15 protein-coding genes are annotated in these 15587 nt (G+C 69.5%); 11 read left to right on the top strand and 4 right to left on the bottom strand.

Annotation, left to right across the window (positions count from 1 at the left end):
* Positions 1–4: 4 nt before the first annotated feature.
* Positions 5–2398, bottom strand: a complete 2394-nt coding sequence (locus tag ACFHNC_RS21945; protein WP_437171379.1) for a mechanosensitive ion channel domain-containing protein — start codon at positions 2396–2398, stop codon at positions 5–7.
* Between the two features lie 68 nt (positions 2399–2466).
* Here ACFHNC_RS21945 and ACFHNC_RS21940 point away from each other — a divergent pair, with 68 nt between their 5' ends.
* From ACFHNC_RS21940 to ACFHNC_RS21905, 8 genes are all read left to right on the top strand, one after another.
* The gene (locus ACFHNC_RS21940; RefSeq protein WP_437171378.1) at positions 2467–3696 is read left to right on the top strand and encodes an MFS transporter; all 1230 of its coding nucleotides are present in this window, start codon (positions 2467–2469) and stop codon (positions 3694–3696) included.
* 48 nt (positions 3697–3744) lie between these two features.
* Positions 3745–3942 carry an HIG1 domain-containing protein gene (locus ACFHNC_RS21935; RefSeq protein WP_437171377.1) on the top strand — a complete coding sequence of 66 codons (198 nt, stop codon included), beginning with the start codon at positions 3745–3747 and terminating at the stop codon, positions 3940–3942.
* 130 nt (positions 3943–4072) lie between these two features.
* Entirely contained in the window at positions 4073–4822 is a 750-nt protein-coding gene (locus ACFHNC_RS21930; protein ID WP_437171376.1) for an electron transfer flavoprotein subunit beta/FixA family protein, read from the top strand.
* Positions 4823–4824: 2 nt separating this feature from the next.
* The gene (locus ACFHNC_RS21925) at positions 4825–5751 is read left to right on the top strand and encodes an electron transfer flavoprotein subunit alpha/FixB family protein (protein ID WP_437171375.1); all 927 of its coding nucleotides are present in this window, start codon (positions 4825–4827) and stop codon (positions 5749–5751) included.
* Positions 5752–5809: 58 nt separating this feature from the next.
* Positions 5810–6688 (top strand): 3-hydroxybutyryl-CoA dehydrogenase, encoded by an 879-nt coding sequence (locus tag ACFHNC_RS21920; protein ID WP_437171374.1) that lies wholly within the window; start codon positions 5810–5812, stop codon positions 6686–6688.
* 77 nt (positions 6689–6765) lie between these two features.
* A complete protein-coding gene (locus ACFHNC_RS21915) occupies positions 6766–7524 on the top strand; it encodes a potassium channel family protein (protein ID WP_437171373.1) in 759 nt (252 codons plus the stop codon).
* 94 nt (positions 7525–7618) lie between these two features.
* Entirely contained in the window at positions 7619–8578 is a 960-nt protein-coding gene (locus ACFHNC_RS21910) for a Bug family tripartite tricarboxylate transporter substrate binding protein (protein WP_437171372.1), read from the top strand.
* A 9-nt stretch (positions 8579–8587) separates the two neighbouring features.
* Complete coding sequence (locus ACFHNC_RS21905; RefSeq protein WP_437171371.1) at positions 8588–9499, top strand: NAD(P)-dependent oxidoreductase; 912 nt, start codon at positions 8588–8590, stop codon at positions 9497–9499.
* A 40-nt stretch (positions 9500–9539) separates the two neighbouring features.
* Here the strand turns inward: ACFHNC_RS21905 and ACFHNC_RS21900 are convergent, their stop codons facing one another.
* Positions 9540–10043 carry a pyridoxamine 5'-phosphate oxidase family protein gene (locus ACFHNC_RS21900; protein ID WP_437171370.1) on the bottom strand — a complete coding sequence of 168 codons (504 nt, stop codon included), beginning with the start codon at positions 10041–10043 and terminating at the stop codon, positions 9540–9542.
* Between the two features lie 100 nt (positions 10044–10143).
* Between ACFHNC_RS21900 and ACFHNC_RS21895 the strand changes: the two genes are divergently transcribed.
* On the top strand, positions 10144–10926 hold the full coding sequence (locus ACFHNC_RS21895; RefSeq protein ID WP_437171369.1) for an enoyl-CoA hydratase/isomerase family protein: 783 nt from the start codon (positions 10144–10146) through the stop codon (positions 10924–10926).
* Positions 10927–10999: 73 nt separating this feature from the next.
* Here ACFHNC_RS21895 and ACFHNC_RS21890 read toward each other — a convergent pair whose 3' ends face one another.
* Positions 11000–13132 carry a sodium-translocating pyrophosphatase gene (locus ACFHNC_RS21890; protein WP_437171368.1) on the bottom strand — a complete coding sequence of 711 codons (2133 nt, stop codon included), beginning with the start codon at positions 13130–13132 and terminating at the stop codon, positions 11000–11002.
* 191 nt (positions 13133–13323) lie between these two features.
* Positions 13324–13872, bottom strand: a complete 549-nt coding sequence (gene ppa, locus ACFHNC_RS21885) for an inorganic diphosphatase (protein WP_437171367.1) — start codon at positions 13870–13872, stop codon at positions 13324–13326.
* 190 nt (positions 13873–14062) lie between these two features.
* Here ppa and ACFHNC_RS21880 point away from each other — a divergent pair, with 190 nt between their 5' ends.
* Both ACFHNC_RS21880 and ACFHNC_RS21875 read left to right on the top strand, forming a co-directional pair.
* The gene (locus tag ACFHNC_RS21880) at positions 14063–15259 is read left to right on the top strand and encodes an E22 family MetX-like putative esterase (RefSeq protein ID WP_437171366.1); all 1197 of its coding nucleotides are present in this window, start codon (positions 14063–14065) and stop codon (positions 15257–15259) included.
* On the top strand, positions 15228–15587 hold a 360-nt coding region (locus tag ACFHNC_RS21875), incomplete at its 3' end, for a GntR family transcriptional regulator (RefSeq protein ID WP_437171420.1). The genes ACFHNC_RS21880 and ACFHNC_RS21875, both read left to right, overlap by 32 nt.

The following is a 15587-nucleotide window of genomic DNA, read 5'->3' as shown; positions in this document are numbered from 1 at the left end:
CACCCTAGGTCTTAGCGCCTTCCGGCGCCTCGGGGAAGTGTTCTGCAGGGTGGCGGCCCTGCTGACGCTCGATGACCAGCTTCTGGTGCGGGTAGGGAATCTCGATGCCGAGCTGGTCGAAGCGCTGCTTGATGCGGCGGTTGAACTCGCGGCTCAGGCTCCAACGCGCCATCGGCTCGCCCTTGATGCGGGCGCGGATCACCACGCCGGAATCGGCCAGCCGCTCGACGCCCATCACCTCAAGCTCGTCGCGCACCAGCGGGGCGAACTTCGGATCGCTCCGGATCTCGGCCGCGACCTCCTTCATCACCCCCACCACCCGGTCCGTATCCTCGCCGTAGGCGACAGAGACGTCCAGCACGGCCATGGAGAAGTCCCGCGTCATGTTGGTGACGGTGGTGACCGCGCTGAACGGCACGATGTGGATGCTGCCATCGAGCGCGCGCAGGCGGATGGAGCGGATGGAAAGCTGTTCCACCACGCCTGACAGCCCGCCGACCGAAACCACGTCGCCGACCGCGACCGCATCCTCGAACAGCAGGAAGATGCCGGTGATGACGTCCCGCACCAGCGTCTGCGACCCGAAGCCGATGGCCAGGCCGATGACGCCGGCACCCGCGATCAGCGGGGCGACATTGACACCGATCTCGGTCAGCACGTTCAGCGCGACGAAGACGATGATGGTGCCGGACAGGATGGTCCGCAGCATCGGCAGCAGGGTGCGGACCCGCGCGCTGCGCGCCGCCTGGGCATCGCGCGACAGTCGCTCCAGGTAGCGGGCGATGGCCCCGTTCGCCACTTCCCACACCGTCAGCGCCACCACCAGGGTCAGCGCGACGGAGAGAAGCGAGGACAGCAGCATGGCGCCAAGCCGGCCGCGGCGGAACCATGCGAAGGAATTCATCCCCCAGGCTTCCAGCAGGAACAGCAAGGCGAGGACGGTGACGATGGCGCTGATGATGCCCTTCAGCACCGGCAGGTAGCGATTGGCCCGCGCCTCCAGCCCCGGATAGCGCTTCGCCAGTTCGGGGCCGATGCCGAAGCCGCGGATGATGGCGCGGCGCAGCAGCTCATCCACCAGCTTGGCCAGGCCGATGATCAGCAGCGTGGCGAGGGAGACGCGCAACAGGCGTTCGAACCCGTCCTGCACCTCGAGCGCCCAGACGCCCCACAGCGCCAGCAGCCACAGGATCGCCAGCAGGTGCCAGATATCTGCCAGGCGGTTCCGCATGGTCCGCAGCATGCGGCGCATGCGGTCCGGCTGGTCGCCGGGGCGGAGGTCCGGGGCACGCAGCAGGTTCGCCATCGCGGCGCGGTTCTGCAGGATGACGATGATCAGCAGCAGGGAGACGACCAGCGCGGACAGCCGCAGGATGGCGTCATGCGCCGCCCAGGGCAGGCCGAACAGAAGCCCGGCCTCGGCAACCGCATAGCCGAAGATGGCGATGCCGGCGATGCGCCGCACCCAGATGGTGACATAGGCCGCCGTCTCATCCAGGCAGGGCACCAGGCGCAGAATGCTGGAGGCCGGGGAGAAGATCATGCGCGACAGCGCCATCACCGCCCGCAGCGCGATGTAGGAATTATTTGCCGTCAGCAGCACCAGTTCCGTCGTCGGCAGCGGCCGCACCGCGCCGATCATGCCGTAGGAGATCACGGCGAAGGACAGCAGCGGCACCAGGTCCAGCACCAACCGGGCCAGCACCAGCGGCACGCGGCGCATGCGCGACCAGGCATCGCCATTGGCGGGCGCCATCGCGTCCAGCCGGTTCGACCAGCGGCGCAGGAAGCGGCGGGTCATCCATTCGGCCAGCAGGCCGGCGCCGAACAGCAGCGCCAGCTTCCAGGCGGCATCGATGATGCGGGCCTGCGTCACCGGGTCCCTCGCCAAATCCGAGGCCCAGCGCGCCACCGAGGGTAGGTCCGTCGCAGCCTCCGCCGCGGCTACCAGGCTTTCGGAGATGCCCTGCAACCGCTCGGAGGCGCCGGTCAGCAGTTGCGCGCCCAGCGTGTTGGGGGCCAGCAGAACGGGCTCCGCCGCCGGCGGTGTGGCGGGCGTGGCCGGTGTGGCGGGCGTGGCCGGTGTGGCGGGCGTGGCCGGTGTGGCGGGCGCATCGGGCGTGCCGGGGGCGGCAGCCGGGCCGGCGCTGCGCTGGGCAGCGACCAGCGCCTCCAGGCTCCGCAGCAATTCGGCGCGCGCCGCATCGTTTCGCAGCGTCGCCAGAAGCCGTTCCATGTCCGTAGCCCCGGCCGCGGGGACGGTGCCTGCCGGAGGTGCAGGGGGCGTTGCGGGATTGACCGTCTGGGCCGGTGCGGGCTGGCCAAGGGCGGGCTGGCCAAGGGACGGGCTGCCCAGCAGCAGCGCCAGGATTGGCAGGATATGGATAAGGACGCGCATGGCAGGGGTGAACCCGCTCAACCGTTGCGGGTCAACCCTGGAATGAGAATGCAGGCCAGCATGTTGCGATGCAGCGCGGACCGGCGGAGGATAGCCGCGTGACCTCCCCCGCCCCCCCGCTGCCCGTGATCATGCTCGCCCTGATGGCGGCCCATCTGGCCGGCATGGGCGCCTTCCTGACGGTGCCGGTGCTGGCGCCGGCGATGGCGGCGGAAACCGGGGTGCCGGCCAGCCTGGCCGGGCTGCATACGGCGCTGGTCTATTTCGGCGCGCTGATCACGGGGCCGCTGACCGGGCCGCTGATCCGCCGCTGGGGCGGCGTGCGGATGCTGCAGATTTCGATGGTGGTGCTGGGCTGCGGCATCGCGCTGGCGGCGCTCGGTCATCCGGCGGCGCTGGCGGCTTCCGCCGTACTGGCCGGGATGGGACATGGGCCGGTGACGCCGGGTGGCAGCCATCTGATCGCGGCGCATACCCCGGCGCGGCGCCGTGCGCTGGTGTTCAGCCTGAAGCAGGCCGGCGTGCCACTGGGCGCCATGATCGTCGCGGCCCTTGCACCCGCCATCGCGCTGGTCGCCGGCTGGCGCGTCAGCATCCTGTGCATGGCGGCGATCGCCTTCCTGGTGGCGCTTGCCATCCAGCCGCTGCGGGCCGGGCTGGATGCGGAACGGAACCGCCCCGGGGCCAGCCCCGGCCTGCTGGCGGTGCTGCGCGAATCGGCCGCCCATGTCGGCCTGCTGCGGACGAACCGGGAATTGGCGCGGCTGACGGTGATGGCCTGCGGCTATGGCATTGCGCAGTTCTGCTTTTCCACCTTCTTCGTGGCGTTCCAGGTGGCGAGCCTCGGCACCCCCCTGGCAGAGGCCGGGTTGCGGCTGGCGCTGGCGCAGGCGGCGGGCGTGGTCGGGCGCATCGGCTGGGCGCTGCTGGCGGACCGGCTGGGGGCCTCCCGCGTGCTGGCCGCCTGCGGTGGCGGCGCGGCGCTCGCGGGCCTGGCGCTGGCGCTGGCCGGGCCGGGCTGGCCGGGCTTCCTGGTGGCCGCTGCCGGGGTCGTGATGGGCGCGACCGCGGTGGGCTGGAACGGGGTGATGCTGGCGGAGGCCGCGCGGCTGGCCCCGCCAGGCCAGGTCGGCGGCGCCACCGCGGCGCTGTCCTTCGCCTTCGGCATGACCATGCTGGTCGCCCCCCCCGCCTTTTCCGGACTGATCGCCCTGACCGGCGGCTATTCGGCCGGCTTCCTGATGTGCGTGGTGGCGGTGACGATCGGCGCCGTCGCGATATCTGGCGCGCGGAAGTAGCGATCCGGCGCGCCTTGCCCCGGCGGCGGGACGTGCCATCTTGGCGGCATGACGACATTCCTGACGGTCCTTGTGGGCCTTTCCCTGCTTGCCACGCTCGGCGTGATGTTCGCCGGCATGCTCGGCCTGGCGCGCAGCGAGGCTGCTGGTGGCGTGCGATCCAATCGGCTGATGCGCTGGCGCGTGGTGATGCAGGGCGTGACGCTTGTGCTGTTCCTGATCCTCATGGCGGTCTCGCGCGGCTGATGCCCGCCTCAGCCATGCCCGCCTTGCCCACACCCGGACCCCGCCCTATGGTCCGGACCGTTTTTGCATGTGCGAAATACGCCCGGCGCCCCTTTTCCGCGCCGCGCGACGACCAGGGACCCGGCAAATCATGAAAATCCTCGTCCCCGTGAAGCGGGTGGTGGACTACAATGTAAAGGTCCGCGTGAAGGCGGACGGCACGGGCGTCGAGACGGCGAACGTCAAGATGTCCATGAACCCCTTCGATGAGATCGCGGTCGAGGAAGCGGTGCGCCTGAAGGAAAAGGGCGCCGCCACCGAGATCATCGCGGTTTCCGTCGGCCCGACCGCGGCGCAGGAACAGATCCGCACCGCGCTCGCCATGGGCGCCGATCGCGGCATCCTGGTCGAGGTCGATGGCGTGGTCGAACCCCTAGCGGTGGCCAAGATCCTGAAGGCGCTGGTCGCCAAGGAATCGCCGGAACTCGTCATCATGGGCAAGCAGGCCATCGATGACGACATGAACGCCACCGGGCAGATGCTGGCCGCGCTGCTCGGCTGGGGCCAGGGCACCTTCGCCAGCAAGGTCGAGATCGCCGATGGCGCCGCCCGCGTGACGCGGGAGGTTGATGGCGGGCTTGAGACCGTCTCCCTCAAGCTGCCGGCCATCGTCACCGCCGATCTGCGGTTGAACGAGCCGCGCTATGCCTCCCTCCCCAACATCATGAAGGCGCGGAAGAAGCCGATCGAGACGGTGAAGCCCGCCGATCTCGGCGTCGATGCCGCGCCGCGCCTGACCGTGCTGAAGGTGGAGGAACCGCCGAAGCGCCAGGCGGGCGTCAAGGTCGGCAGCGTCGCCGAGTTGGTGGACAAGCTGCGCAACGAAGCGAAGGTGATCTGAGCATGGCCGTCCTGGTGCTCGCCGACCGCGGCGAAACCGTTTCCACCCCCACCCGCAGCGCCGTCGCGGCGGCGCAGAAGCTGGGCGGTGATGTGCATGTGCTGGTGCTGGCGCAATCCGACGCCGCCGCCGCAGCCCAGCTTCCCGGCGTGGCCAAGGTGCTGGTCGCCGAAGGTGGCGCGACGGCGCAGGGGCTGGCGGAGCCGGTGGCGGCGCTGCTGGTCTCCCTCGCGCCCTCCTATGACCATCTGCTGGCCCCGGGCAGCGCGGCCGGCAAGAATGTGATGCCGCGCGTCGCCGCCCTGCTCGATGTGCAGATCGTCTCCGACGTGGCGGGCGTGGAGGGTGCCGACACCTTCCGCCGCTTCATCTATGCCGGCAATGCGCTGGCCACGGTGAAGACCGCCGACGCGAAGAAGGTGCTGACCGTGCGCGCCGCCAGCTTCGACCCGGTGGCCGCCGAGGGCGGCAGCGCCGCGATCGAGCCGGCCGCCGCCGCCGCCGATCCGGGCCTGTCCACCTTTGTTGGCGCCGAGCTGGTGAAGCTGGAGCGGCCGGAGCTGACCGCCGCCCGCGTGGTGATCTCGGGTGGCCGCGCCATGGGGTCCTCCGACAACTTCAAGATCCTGGACGGGATCGCGGACCGGCTCGGGGCAGCCATCGGGGCCTCGCGCGCCGCAGTCGATGCGGGCTATGCGCCGAACGACATGCAGGTGGGCCAGACCGGCAAGATCGTGGCGCCGGAGCTGTACATGGCCTTCGGCATCTCGGGCGCGATCCAGCACTTGGCCGGCATGAAGGACAGCAAGGTGATCGTCGCCGTCAACAAGGACGAGGAGGCGCCGATCTTCCAGGTGGCCGATTACGGGCTGGTCGGCGACGTGTTCAAGGTGATCCCGGAACTCGAAGCCGCCCTCGACGCGAAGTAAGCCTCGAAAGCCCTCTCCCCCAACGGGGGGAGCAGGGCGCCCCACGGCGGAGACGATGATGACGGAAATCGAAAAACTCGGCGTCATCGGCGCCGGCCAGATGGGCAACGGCATCGCCCATGTCGCCGCCCAGTCCGGCCTGACGGTCGTGCTGCTGGACGTGGCGCAGGCGGCCCTCGACAAGGGCATGGCCACGCTGGCGAAGAACATGGACCGGCAGGTTTCCAAGGGCACGCTGTCCCAGGCGGATCGCGACGCGGCGCTGGCCCGCATCTCCACCAGCACGGATTACGCGGCCTTCGGCGACTGCGACCTGGTGATCGAGGCTGCGACCGAGCGCGAGGACATCAAGCACAAGATTTTTGCCACGCTGACGCCGCATCTGAAGGCGGATGCGCTGGTGGCGTCCAACACCTCCTCCATCCCGATCACGCGGCTGGCGGCGGCAACCGACCGGCCAGGCCGTTTCGTCGGCATGCATTTCTTCAATCCCGTCCCGCTGATGAAGCTGGTCGAGGTGATTCGGGGGCTGGCGACTGACGACGCAACGGTCGCAGCGGTGGCGGCGCTGGCCGAAAGAATGGGCAAGACGGTGGCCTATGCCGCCGACTACCCAGCCTTCATCGTCAACCGCATCCTGCTGCCGATGATCAACGAGGCCTGCTTCGCGCTGCATGAGGGGGTGGGCGATGTCGCCTCCATCGATGCCGGCATGAAGCTGGGCTGCAACCACCCGATGGGGCCGCTGGAACTGGCGGATTATATCGGGCTGGACACCTGCCTCGCCGTGCTGCGCGTGCTGCAGGAGGGCATGGGCGACCCGAAATACCGCCCCAGCCCGCTGCTGGCGAAATATGTCGAGGCTGGCTGGCTGGGCCGCAAATCCGGCCGCGGCTTCTACGATTACAGCGTGACCCCGCCGAAGCCGACGCGCTGATGCCCCGCGGCCGGCGGCCTGTGGCCCGCGGCACAAGCTGCGCAGCGCAACAGATGCCACGGGCAGGCCACTAGCCCATGTCCGAGCCGATCGGCGCCTTCGACAGGGTCGCCGGACGGGTCGGCATCCGCGCGGGCTACGGATTGCTGGCGCTGGACCTGGCGGCGCTGACCTGGGTGATCGTCGAATCCTTCCTGCCGCAGGGGCCGGTACTGCGCCTTGTGGACTTCGCCTTCGGCCTGGTGCTGGGGACGGAGTTGGTGCTGCGTCTGCGGGCCAGCCCGCGGCCGTGGCGGGAGATCCTGCACCCCGCCGGCATCGCCGATGTGGTGGCCGTCGCCGCCTTCCTGCTGGCGCCCTTCGCCCCCGGCTGGGGCTTCCTCCGTAGCCTGCGGACCCTGCGCCTGCTGCGTTCCGCACGGCTGCTGGCGAAGCTGCGCCGCGACCTGCCGATCTTCCGCCGCAACCCGGAGGCGCCGATCGCCGCCGCCGACCTGCTGGTGTTCATCTCCGTGATGACCGGCATCGTCCACGCCACGCAATACGCCCGCAATCCGGACATCGCGAACTGGGCGGATGCGCTGTATTTCACCGTGGCAGCCCTCACCACGACCGGCTTCGGTGACATCACCCTGGAAGGCACCTGGGGCCGGCTGCTGACCGTGCTGATCATGCTGGCTGGCGTCACGCTGTTCCTGCGGCTGGCGCAGGCGCTGTTCCGGCCGCTGAAGGTGAGCTTCCGCTGCCCGGATTGCGGCCTCGGCCGGCATGATACCGATGCGGTGCACTGCAAGGCCTGCGGCGTGCTGCTGAACATTCCCGACGACGGCGACTGAACCTCGCCGGGCATTGGCGAGGTTGCAGACTGTCGGCAGCGACGGCATTTTCTCCGCACGGGCCGCGCAGACGGCCGTGATCGGGAGAAAGTCGATGAATTTCAGCCGCCGTAGCCTGCTGGCCGCCCCTTTGGCCCTGCCCTTCATCGGCGCCGCGCGCGCGCAATCCGGCTGGCAGCCGACCCGGCCAATCCAGCTCATCGTCGGCTTCGCGCCCGGCGGCGGCTCCGACATCATCGCGCGGACCATCGCCGAGGCCGCCTCCCCGCTGTTTCCGCAGCCGCTGGTGGTGGTGAACCGGCCCGGCGCGGGCGGGGCGATCGCTGCCGAATTCGTCAGCCGCGCGGCGCCGGATGGCCACACGCTGCTGATTGCCGGTGGGTCCGAGAGCACCTCGATCCCCGCGCATCGGGAGGTCCCCTACGACCCGAAGCGCTCCTTCACCTCCGTCATCCGCCTCACGCGCAACGCGCATTTCATCTGCGCCCGCGGAAAGGGCGGCCGCTTCACCACCATGCAACAGGTGATAGAGGCGGCGAAGGTGCGGCCGGAGGCGCTGACGCATGGCTCCGCCGGCGTCGGCAGCCTGTCCCATTCCATCTTCATCCTGCTCGGCCGCGCCACAGGCACCGAATTGCTGCACGTGCCCTACACCGGCGGCGGACCGCAGCAGCAGGCGCTGCTGGCCGGGCAGGTGGATCTGGTGGTGCAGGCCTCGGATGAGCTGCGCGGGCTGGCGGCTTCCGGCGACATCCTGCCCCTGGCCTGCGCCTCCGCCCAGCGGATGCCGGCCTATCCGCAGGTGCCGACGCTGCGCGAACTCGGCATCGACCTGGTGGCGGACAACATGAAGGGCTGGGTGGGCCCAGCGGGCATGCCGCCCGCGATGGTGTCCTCCCTGCACGACCGCTTCCGCCAGGCCATGGCGGCGCCGCGCTGGCAGCGCTTCATGGAACAGACCGGGGAGGCTGATGGCTATGCCAATGGCGTCGATTTCCAGCGCGACATGGACAGTCTGCTGGACAACATCCGCGCCGCGATCCGCCGCACCTGAGGACACAGCATGACCGAGACGATCCAGCCGCCCGCCCCCGCCGCCTTCATCGGCCTCGGCGTGATGGGCGCCGCCATGGCGGCCAACCTGGCCAAGGCCGGCTATGCGTTGACGGTCAGCAACCGCAGCCGCGGCAAGGCGGCGGCGCTGGAAGCCGGTGGCGCGCGCTGGGCCGGGACGCCGGCGGAAGCCGTGCGCGGCGCCGCCTTCGTCGCGCTGTGCCTGCCCGATACGCCGGATGTGGAGGCGGTGCTGTTCGGGCCGGAGGGCCTGGCGAAGGGTGTCGCCCCGGGCACGGTGGTGGTGGATTTCTCGACCATTTCGGCCGCCGCCGCCGCCGGATTCGCGGCACGGCTGGCGGCGGAGACGGGCGCCATCCTGCTGGACAGCCCGGTCTCCGGCGGGCCGAAGGGAGCGCTGGATGGCACGCTGACCTGCATGGTGGGCGGCGACGAAGCCGCCTTCCTGCGCGCCGAGCCCTGTTTCCGCGCCATGGGCAAGACGCTGACCCATCTCGGCCCCGCCGGCGCCGGCCAGGTCTGCAAATCCGCCAACCAGCTGATCGTCGCCACCACCATGCTGGCGGTGGCGGAGGCGCTGGCGCTGGGCGCCAAGGCCGGGCTGGACGGGGAGAAGATGCGCCAGGCGCTGCGCGGCGGCAGTGCCGCGAGCTTCGTCATGGAGAACCACGCAGCACGCATGCTGTCCGGCAATTTCGCGCCCGGCTTCCGGGCGGAGCTGATGCGGAAGGATCTGCGCCTGTCCGCCACCGCCATGCGCGATCACGGCGTCTTCGCCCCCGCCACGGCGCTGACGGCGCAGATGCTGGAGGCGGTGGTCGCCTCCGGCCGAGGGGGGCTGGACAGCGCCTCCGTGGGGGCGCTGGTGGCTGAGCTTTCTGGTGTGCCGCGTGATCGCTGAGGCGTGGATCACGCGGCCCTGAGGCGGCCTATGCCGGGCGCTAGAAAGACACCTTGTCGTTCTCGCCGGCCTTCGGCGGCTCCCCGGTGATGCGCGCCTTCACGTAGCCATAGGCGTGCAGCAGGGTGGAGGAGGGTGCATCCCAGTATTCGGCACCCTCGACCTCCACCTTCAGCAGCGCCGCATTGGGATCCTCGGGTCCGCCCGGGAACCAGGTGCGCAGCGGCTCGGACCACATCGCCTTTTGCTTGGCCACGTCGCGGATGATCTGTGCGGTGCCGGAGATGGAGACGTAGTTCTGGTCGGACGGCTCGGCATAGGCCAGCAGCACGCGCTCATCCTGGCGGATCTCATCGGCCTTGGGCGAGGCGCCGGCGGTGAAGAACCACAGCGTGCCGTCGAATTCGCGTAGTTCCACGGCGCGCATCGGGCGGCCGCGCATGTGGCCCTGCTGGTCGAGGGTGACCATGGTTGCCACCTCGATGTCGCGGATCAGCTCCCACACCTTGTCGCGGGCGGCCTGGTCGGTGCGTGTCTGGGTCATGGATGGCTCCTGTGAACGTCGCGGGCAGAACGGATGGGCGGGGCCGGGGTTGCGTGCGGCCATCTGGCCGGCGGGGCGCGAGGGCGTTACGGTCGCGGCCATGTCGCACCCCCTGATCAAGCTCGCGCGCGATGGCGCCATCGCCATCCTCACCATCGACCGGCCGGCCAAGCGCAATGCGATGGATCTGCCGATGTGGATCGGCCTGGCGGAGGCGGTGGAGACCTGCTCCGCCGATGAAGACCTGCGCTGCCTAGTGCTGCGCGGCGCCGGCGAGGACGCCTTCTGCGCCGGCGCCGACATCGCCGCCTTCCAGACCGAGCGCGGCACGCCGGAGCGGGAGGCGGTCTATGCCGCGGAGATCGGCCGCAGCTTCCAGTCCCTGCGGCTCTGCCGGCACCCGGTGGTCGCCGCCTGCCGCGGCTGGACCATGGGCGGCGGCGCGGGGCTGGCGACGATGGCGGATTTCCGGGTCGGCGGACCCGCGACGCGCATCGGCATCCCGGCGCGCAACCTGAACATCTTCTATGCCTATGAGGAACTGGACCCGCTGCTGCAGTCGGTCGGCTACGGCGTGGCGATGGAGATGCTGGTGGAGGGCCGCGTCTTCACCGGCGCGGAGGCCTATGAGAAGGGCCTGCTGTCCCGACTGGTGGCGGATGAGGCGGTGCAGGAAGAAGCGCTGGCCATGGCGCACCGCATCGCTCAGGGCGCGCCGCTCGCCAACCGCTTCCACAAGCGGGCGCTGCAGGAGTTGCGCGGGGCGCTGCCGATCACGCCCGCGCAGTATGAGGCGAGCAAGAGTTTTCCGTATACGGAGGATTTCCGGGAGGCGACGCGGGCGTTTGTGGAGAAGCGGAAGCCGGTGTTCAGGGGGCGCTGAGCCTACGGCGACGCTGAGACCCCCACCCCGACCCTCCCCCGCTAGTGCGGGGGAGGGAGAGGCCAGGCTTCGCTCAGCTATGCGCCAGCACCGCCAGCAGCATCAGTGCCACGATGTTGGTGATCTTGATCATCGGGTTCACCGCGGGGCCGGAGGTGTCCTTGTAAGGGTCGCCCACCGTGTCGCCGGTCACCGCGGCCTTGTGGGCATCGCTGCCCTTGCCGCCGTAATGGCCTTCCTCGATGTACTTCTTGGCGTTGTCCCAGGCACCGCCGCCGGTCGTCATGCTGACGGCGACGAAGAAGCCGGTGACAATCACGCCGAGCAGCATGGCTCCCAGCGAGGAGAACGCCGCCGCCTTGCCGCCGATCATCAGGATCACCAGGAAGACGAAGATCGGCGACAGCACCGGCAGCAGCGACGGGATGATCATTTCCTTGATCGCCGCCTTGGTCAGCATGTCCACCGCGCGCCCGTAATCGGGCTTTTCCGCGCCGGTCATGATGCCCGGATGTTCGCGGAACTGGCGGCGCACTTCCTCCACCACCGCGGTCGCCGCGCGTCCCACCGCCGTCATCGACATGCCGCCGAACAGATAGGGCAGCAGGCCGCCGAACAGCAGGCCGACCACGACGTAGGGGTCGGACAGGCTGAAGGTCATCACGCCGATCCCGGCGAAATACGGGTAGATGTCCGGGTTGGCGATGAAGTGGTTCAGGTCCTGGGTATAGGCCGCGAACAGCACCAGCGCGCCGAGGCCGGCGGAGCCGATGGCATAGCCCTTGGTCACCGCCTTGGTCGTGTTGCCCACGGCATCCAGCGCATCCGTGGAAACGCGCACCTCGCTCGGCAGCCCCGCCATTTCGGCAATGCCGCCGGCATTGTCCGTCACCGGCCCGAAGGCATCGAGCGCCACCACCATGCCGGCCAGTGCCAGCATCGTCGTGGTGGCGATGGCAATCCCGTACAGCCCGGCCAGGCCATAGGACGAAAGCACGCCGGCGATGATGATCAGCGCCGGCAGCGCCGTGCTTTCCATGGAGACAGCCAGGCCGCGGATCACATTGGTGCCGTGCCCGGTCTGCGAGGCTTCCGCGATGGAGCGCACCGGGCGGAACTGCGTGCCGGTGTAGTATTCCGTCACCACCACGATCGCCGCCGTGACCGCGAGGCCCACCGCGCCGCACAGGAACAGCGCAAAGGCACCGAAGCTATGGCCGCCTGCGGTGATCGTGCCGGTGCCGAAGACCAGGTAACAAAGCGGCAGCAGCACGGCGAGCGACAAGGCGCCGGTGACGATGAAGCCCCGATACATCGCGTGCATGATGTTGTTGCTGGCCGGCAATTTGACGAAGTAGGTGCCGGCGATGGAGGTCACCACGCAGACCGCGCCGATCGCCAGCGGGAACAGCATGCCGGCGATGCGGGCTTCCTCGGTGAAGGAGATGGCGGCCAGCACCATCGTCGCCACCATGGTCACCGCATAGGTCTCGAACAGGTCCGCCGCCATGCCGGCGCAGTCGCCGACATTGTCGCCCACATTGTCGGCGATGGTGGCGGGGTTGCGGGGGTCATCCTCCGGGATGCCCGCTTCCACCTTGCCGACCATGTCGCCGCCCACATCGGCGCCCTTGGTGAAGATGCCGCCGCCGAGGCGGGCGAAGATCGAGATCAGGGAGGCGCCAAAGCCCAGCCCCACCAGCGCATCGATCACCAACCGACTATTGGCCGCGAACCCGCCGATCGGCACCAGGATCATGAAGTAGGCGGCCACCCCCAGCAGGGCCAGGCCCGCCACCAGCATCCCGGTGATGGCGCCCGACTTGAACGCGACATCCAGCCCCGAGGCCAGCGACTGCGTTGCCGCCTGGGCGGTGCGGACATTGGCGCGCACCGACACGTTCATGCCGATGAAGCCGGCGCCCCCCGACAGGACCGCGCCGATCAGGAATCCGATCGCCACCGCAAAGGCATGCCCGCCGAAGCCGAAGGCCGCCAGGATGACGAAGAACAGCACGACTCCGACGATGGAAATGGTGATGTATTGGCGCTTCAGATAGGCATTGGCGCCCTCCTGAATGGCCTTGGCGATTTCCTGCATCCGGTCGGTGCCGGCGTCCCGCGCGAGCACCTCCTTCGCCGTGACCACGCCATAGGCGATGGACAGCGTGCCCAATGCGATGATCAGCAACAATGCGAACGTCATCAAAGCGACGAACTCCCCCTTTTCAGGCCTCTTTTCTGGGCTTCCCGGTCCGTTCTTCGGGCCGGTCCGGGTGCGGGGGGAGCCGCGCGGGGGCCGGCCCGCATTGCGAGCCGGTGGAAGCTTGCCGGGCGGCGCTTGCGCTGTCCACGCCGCCCGTCAAGTGCACCCCAGAAAAAAGCGAGGGGCGATCGTTACTCGGTCGCGTCCTTGTCCACCGTCGCCTCATAGGCCGCCATGGAGGACAGGATGATATCCGCCGCCTCGCTGGCCGAACCCCAGCCGCGCACCTTCACCCACTTGTCGGATTCCAGGTCCTTGTAGGTGGCAAAGAAGTGCTCGATGGACCGGCGGGTGATCTCGGGCAGTTCCTCGGCGCTGGTGATGCCCGAATACATCGGATGGACCTTGTCATGCGGCACGCAGACCAGCTTCTCATCCGATCCGGCCTCATCCTCCATGTGCAGCACGCCGATCGGGCGGGCGCGGATGACGCAGCCGGGCACCACGGGGGCGGGGGTCAGCACCAGCACATCGGCCGGATCGCCATCATCGGCCAGGGTGCCGGGGATGAAGCCATAGGCGGCCGGATAGGCCATGGGGGTGAACAGGAAGCGGTCCACCACCACCGCGCCGCTATCCTTGTCCAGCTCATACTTCACCTGGCTGCCCTGGGGGATTTCCACCACGACATTGATGTCATGCGGCGGGGCCTTGCCGGTCGGGATCTTGGCGAGGTTCATGTCGGGGAGGACCTTGGCTAGCGTTTTGATCCCCCACCCTAGCGCGCCCTGCGGCGGGAGGCGACGGGGGGCCGAGTGGCGGATCGAAAGCCGCTTGCCTTGGGCATGCCCGGCGCCGCAGGCTTACCCGAAGCACGGGACGCACCCGAAGCACGGGGCTCACGCAAAGCACCGCGAAAGGATCCAGGACATGTATCGCAGATGGCTGCTGGCCGCGGTGATGGCGGCTGGCGTGGCAGGGGCCCCGCAGGCCCAGACGGCGACAAACCCGACCCCGACCGAGATCGTCGAGAAGCGCAGCTTCGAGACCACCGACCAAACGCTGCGCAACGGCGCCACCCTGCCCAGCCTCCGCATCGGCTACCAGACCGCCGGCACGCTGAATGCGGCGGGCGACAATGCCGTGCTGGTGGCGCATTTCTTCTCCGGCAACAGCCACGCCTTCGGGCGCTACGCGGCGGACCAGCCGCCCGGCTACTGGGACGCCATCATCGGCCCGGGCAGGGCGATCGACACCAACCGCTACTTCGTCATCTCCTCCGACACGCTGGTGAACCTGAATGTGCGGGACGGCCGCACCGTCACCACCGGCCCAGTCTCCATCAACGCCGCCACCGGCCGGCCCTGGGGCCCGGAATTCCCCGTGGTCTCGATGCGCGACTTCATCGAGGTGCAGAAGAAGCTGCTGGACAGCCTGGGCGTGAAGCGCCTGGCGCTGGTTACCGGCCCCTCCATGGGTGCGCTGCAGACCATCGAATGGGCCGCCGCCTATCCGGAGATGATCGACCGCGTCATGCCGGTGATCGGCGCCGGCGAGATCGACCCCTGGATGCTGAACTGGCTCGACATCTGGGAGGCGCCGATCCGGCTCGACCCGAACTGGCGCGGAGGTGACTACTACGCCCAGGGGCGGGAGCCGCCGTTGCAGGGGCTGGCGGCGGCGCTGAAGATCGTGACGGTCCACGCCCAGGACCGCGCCAGCCTGGCCCGCTTCGGCCGCGCCATCCCCGAGGGCCAGGACCCCGCCCGGCGGCTGGCGGACCGGTTTGAGGCGGAGCGCGCGATCGACGAGGCCGCGCTGGCCCGCGCGCGCCTGTCGGACGCCAACCATTTTCTCTACCTGACCCGCGCCAACCAGCTGTTCCTGAACGAGTATCCGAGCACGGAGGCGGCGCTTGGGCGCAGCCGAGCGCGCTGGCTGGTGGTGGCCTCCCCGACCGACCGCGTGTTCCTGATGGACGCCAACCGCGAACTGCTGGCGACGCTGCAACGCGTCGGCCGTCCGGCGGAGCTGGCGGAGGTGACCGGGCCGCTCGGCCACCTGAACGGCGTGGTGGGCATGGCGCCGCTGGCGGATCGGATCCGGGCCTTCCTGGCAGCGCCCTGAGGCTCTGGCAGCGGAACAGCTTAACGCCACGCTCCGAACCGCCATCCTCCGGCTCCGCCTGCCCCCCCGGCGCACCGGTTCCCGAACCCGCCACGCAGCCCGGTCCGGGCTCAGCCGCACCCCGGTGCGGGAGGCGCTGCGACGGTTGCGGGAGGATGGGCTGGTCGCGATATCCCCGCGATTTCGCCCGCATCATCACCGAGGAATGCGCCCGCTACGGCGCGGTGATCGAACGCGCCGGAATCCGGGTGGATTTGATGGCGCCAAGATGTCCCGGCTGCATCGGCCGGATCATGGTCATGTGTCGGACGGCTTCGGACGCATGGCA

It is taken from the genome of Falsiroseomonas sp. E2-1-a4, assembly GCF_051433165.1.
Lineage (GTDB): Bacteria > Pseudomonadota > Alphaproteobacteria > Acetobacterales > Acetobacteraceae > Falsiroseomonas.
The sequence above is the reverse complement of the archived record's forward strand: the minus strand, read 5'-3'. Positions and strand labels throughout refer to the sequence as shown.

Excerpts from the sequence above, each read along its gene's own strand:
- ACFHNC_RS21935 (WP_437171377.1), top strand. The coding sequence starts at position 3,745 with ATGACGACATTCCTGACGGTCCTTGTGGGCCTTTCCCTGCTTGCCACG.
- ACFHNC_RS21915 (WP_437171373.1), top strand. The coding sequence starts at position 6,766 with ATGTCCGAGCCGATCGGCGCCTTCGACAGGGTCGCCGGACGGGTCGGC.
- ACFHNC_RS21930 (WP_437171376.1), top strand. The coding sequence starts at position 4,073 with ATGAAAATCCTCGTCCCCGTGAAGCGGGTGGTGGACTACAATGTAAAG.
- ACFHNC_RS21905 (WP_437171371.1), top strand. The coding sequence starts at position 8,588 with ATGACCGAGACGATCCAGCCGCCCGCCCCCGCCGCCTTCATCGGCCTC.
- ppa (WP_437171367.1), bottom strand. The coding sequence starts at position 13,872 with ATGAACCTCGCCAAGATCCCGACCGGCAAGGCCCCGCCGCATGACATC.
- ACFHNC_RS21890 (WP_437171368.1), bottom strand. The coding sequence starts at position 13,132 with ATGACGTTCGCATTGTTGCTGATCATCGCATTGGGCACGCTGTCCATC.
- ACFHNC_RS21945 (WP_437171379.1), bottom strand. The coding sequence starts at position 2,398 with ATGCGCGTCCTTATCCATATCCTGCCAATCCTGGCGCTGCTGCTGGGC.
- ACFHNC_RS21940 (WP_437171378.1), top strand. The coding sequence starts at position 2,467 with ATGCAGCGCGGACCGGCGGAGGATAGCCGCGTGACCTCCCCCGCCCCC.
- ACFHNC_RS21900 (WP_437171370.1), bottom strand. The coding sequence starts at position 10,043 with ATGACCCAGACACGCACCGACCAGGCCGCCCGCGACAAGGTGTGGGAG.
- ACFHNC_RS21925 (WP_437171375.1), top strand. The coding sequence starts at position 4,825 with ATGGCCGTCCTGGTGCTCGCCGACCGCGGCGAAACCGTTTCCACCCCC.
- ACFHNC_RS21895 (WP_437171369.1), top strand. The coding sequence starts at position 10,144 with ATGTCGCACCCCCTGATCAAGCTCGCGCGCGATGGCGCCATCGCCATC.
- ACFHNC_RS21880 (WP_437171366.1), top strand. The coding sequence starts at position 14,063 with ATGTATCGCAGATGGCTGCTGGCCGCGGTGATGGCGGCTGGCGTGGCA.
- ACFHNC_RS21920 (WP_437171374.1), top strand. The coding sequence starts at position 5,810 with ATGACGGAAATCGAAAAACTCGGCGTCATCGGCGCCGGCCAGATGGGC.
- ACFHNC_RS21910 (WP_437171372.1), top strand. The coding sequence starts at position 7,619 with ATGAATTTCAGCCGCCGTAGCCTGCTGGCCGCCCCTTTGGCCCTGCCC.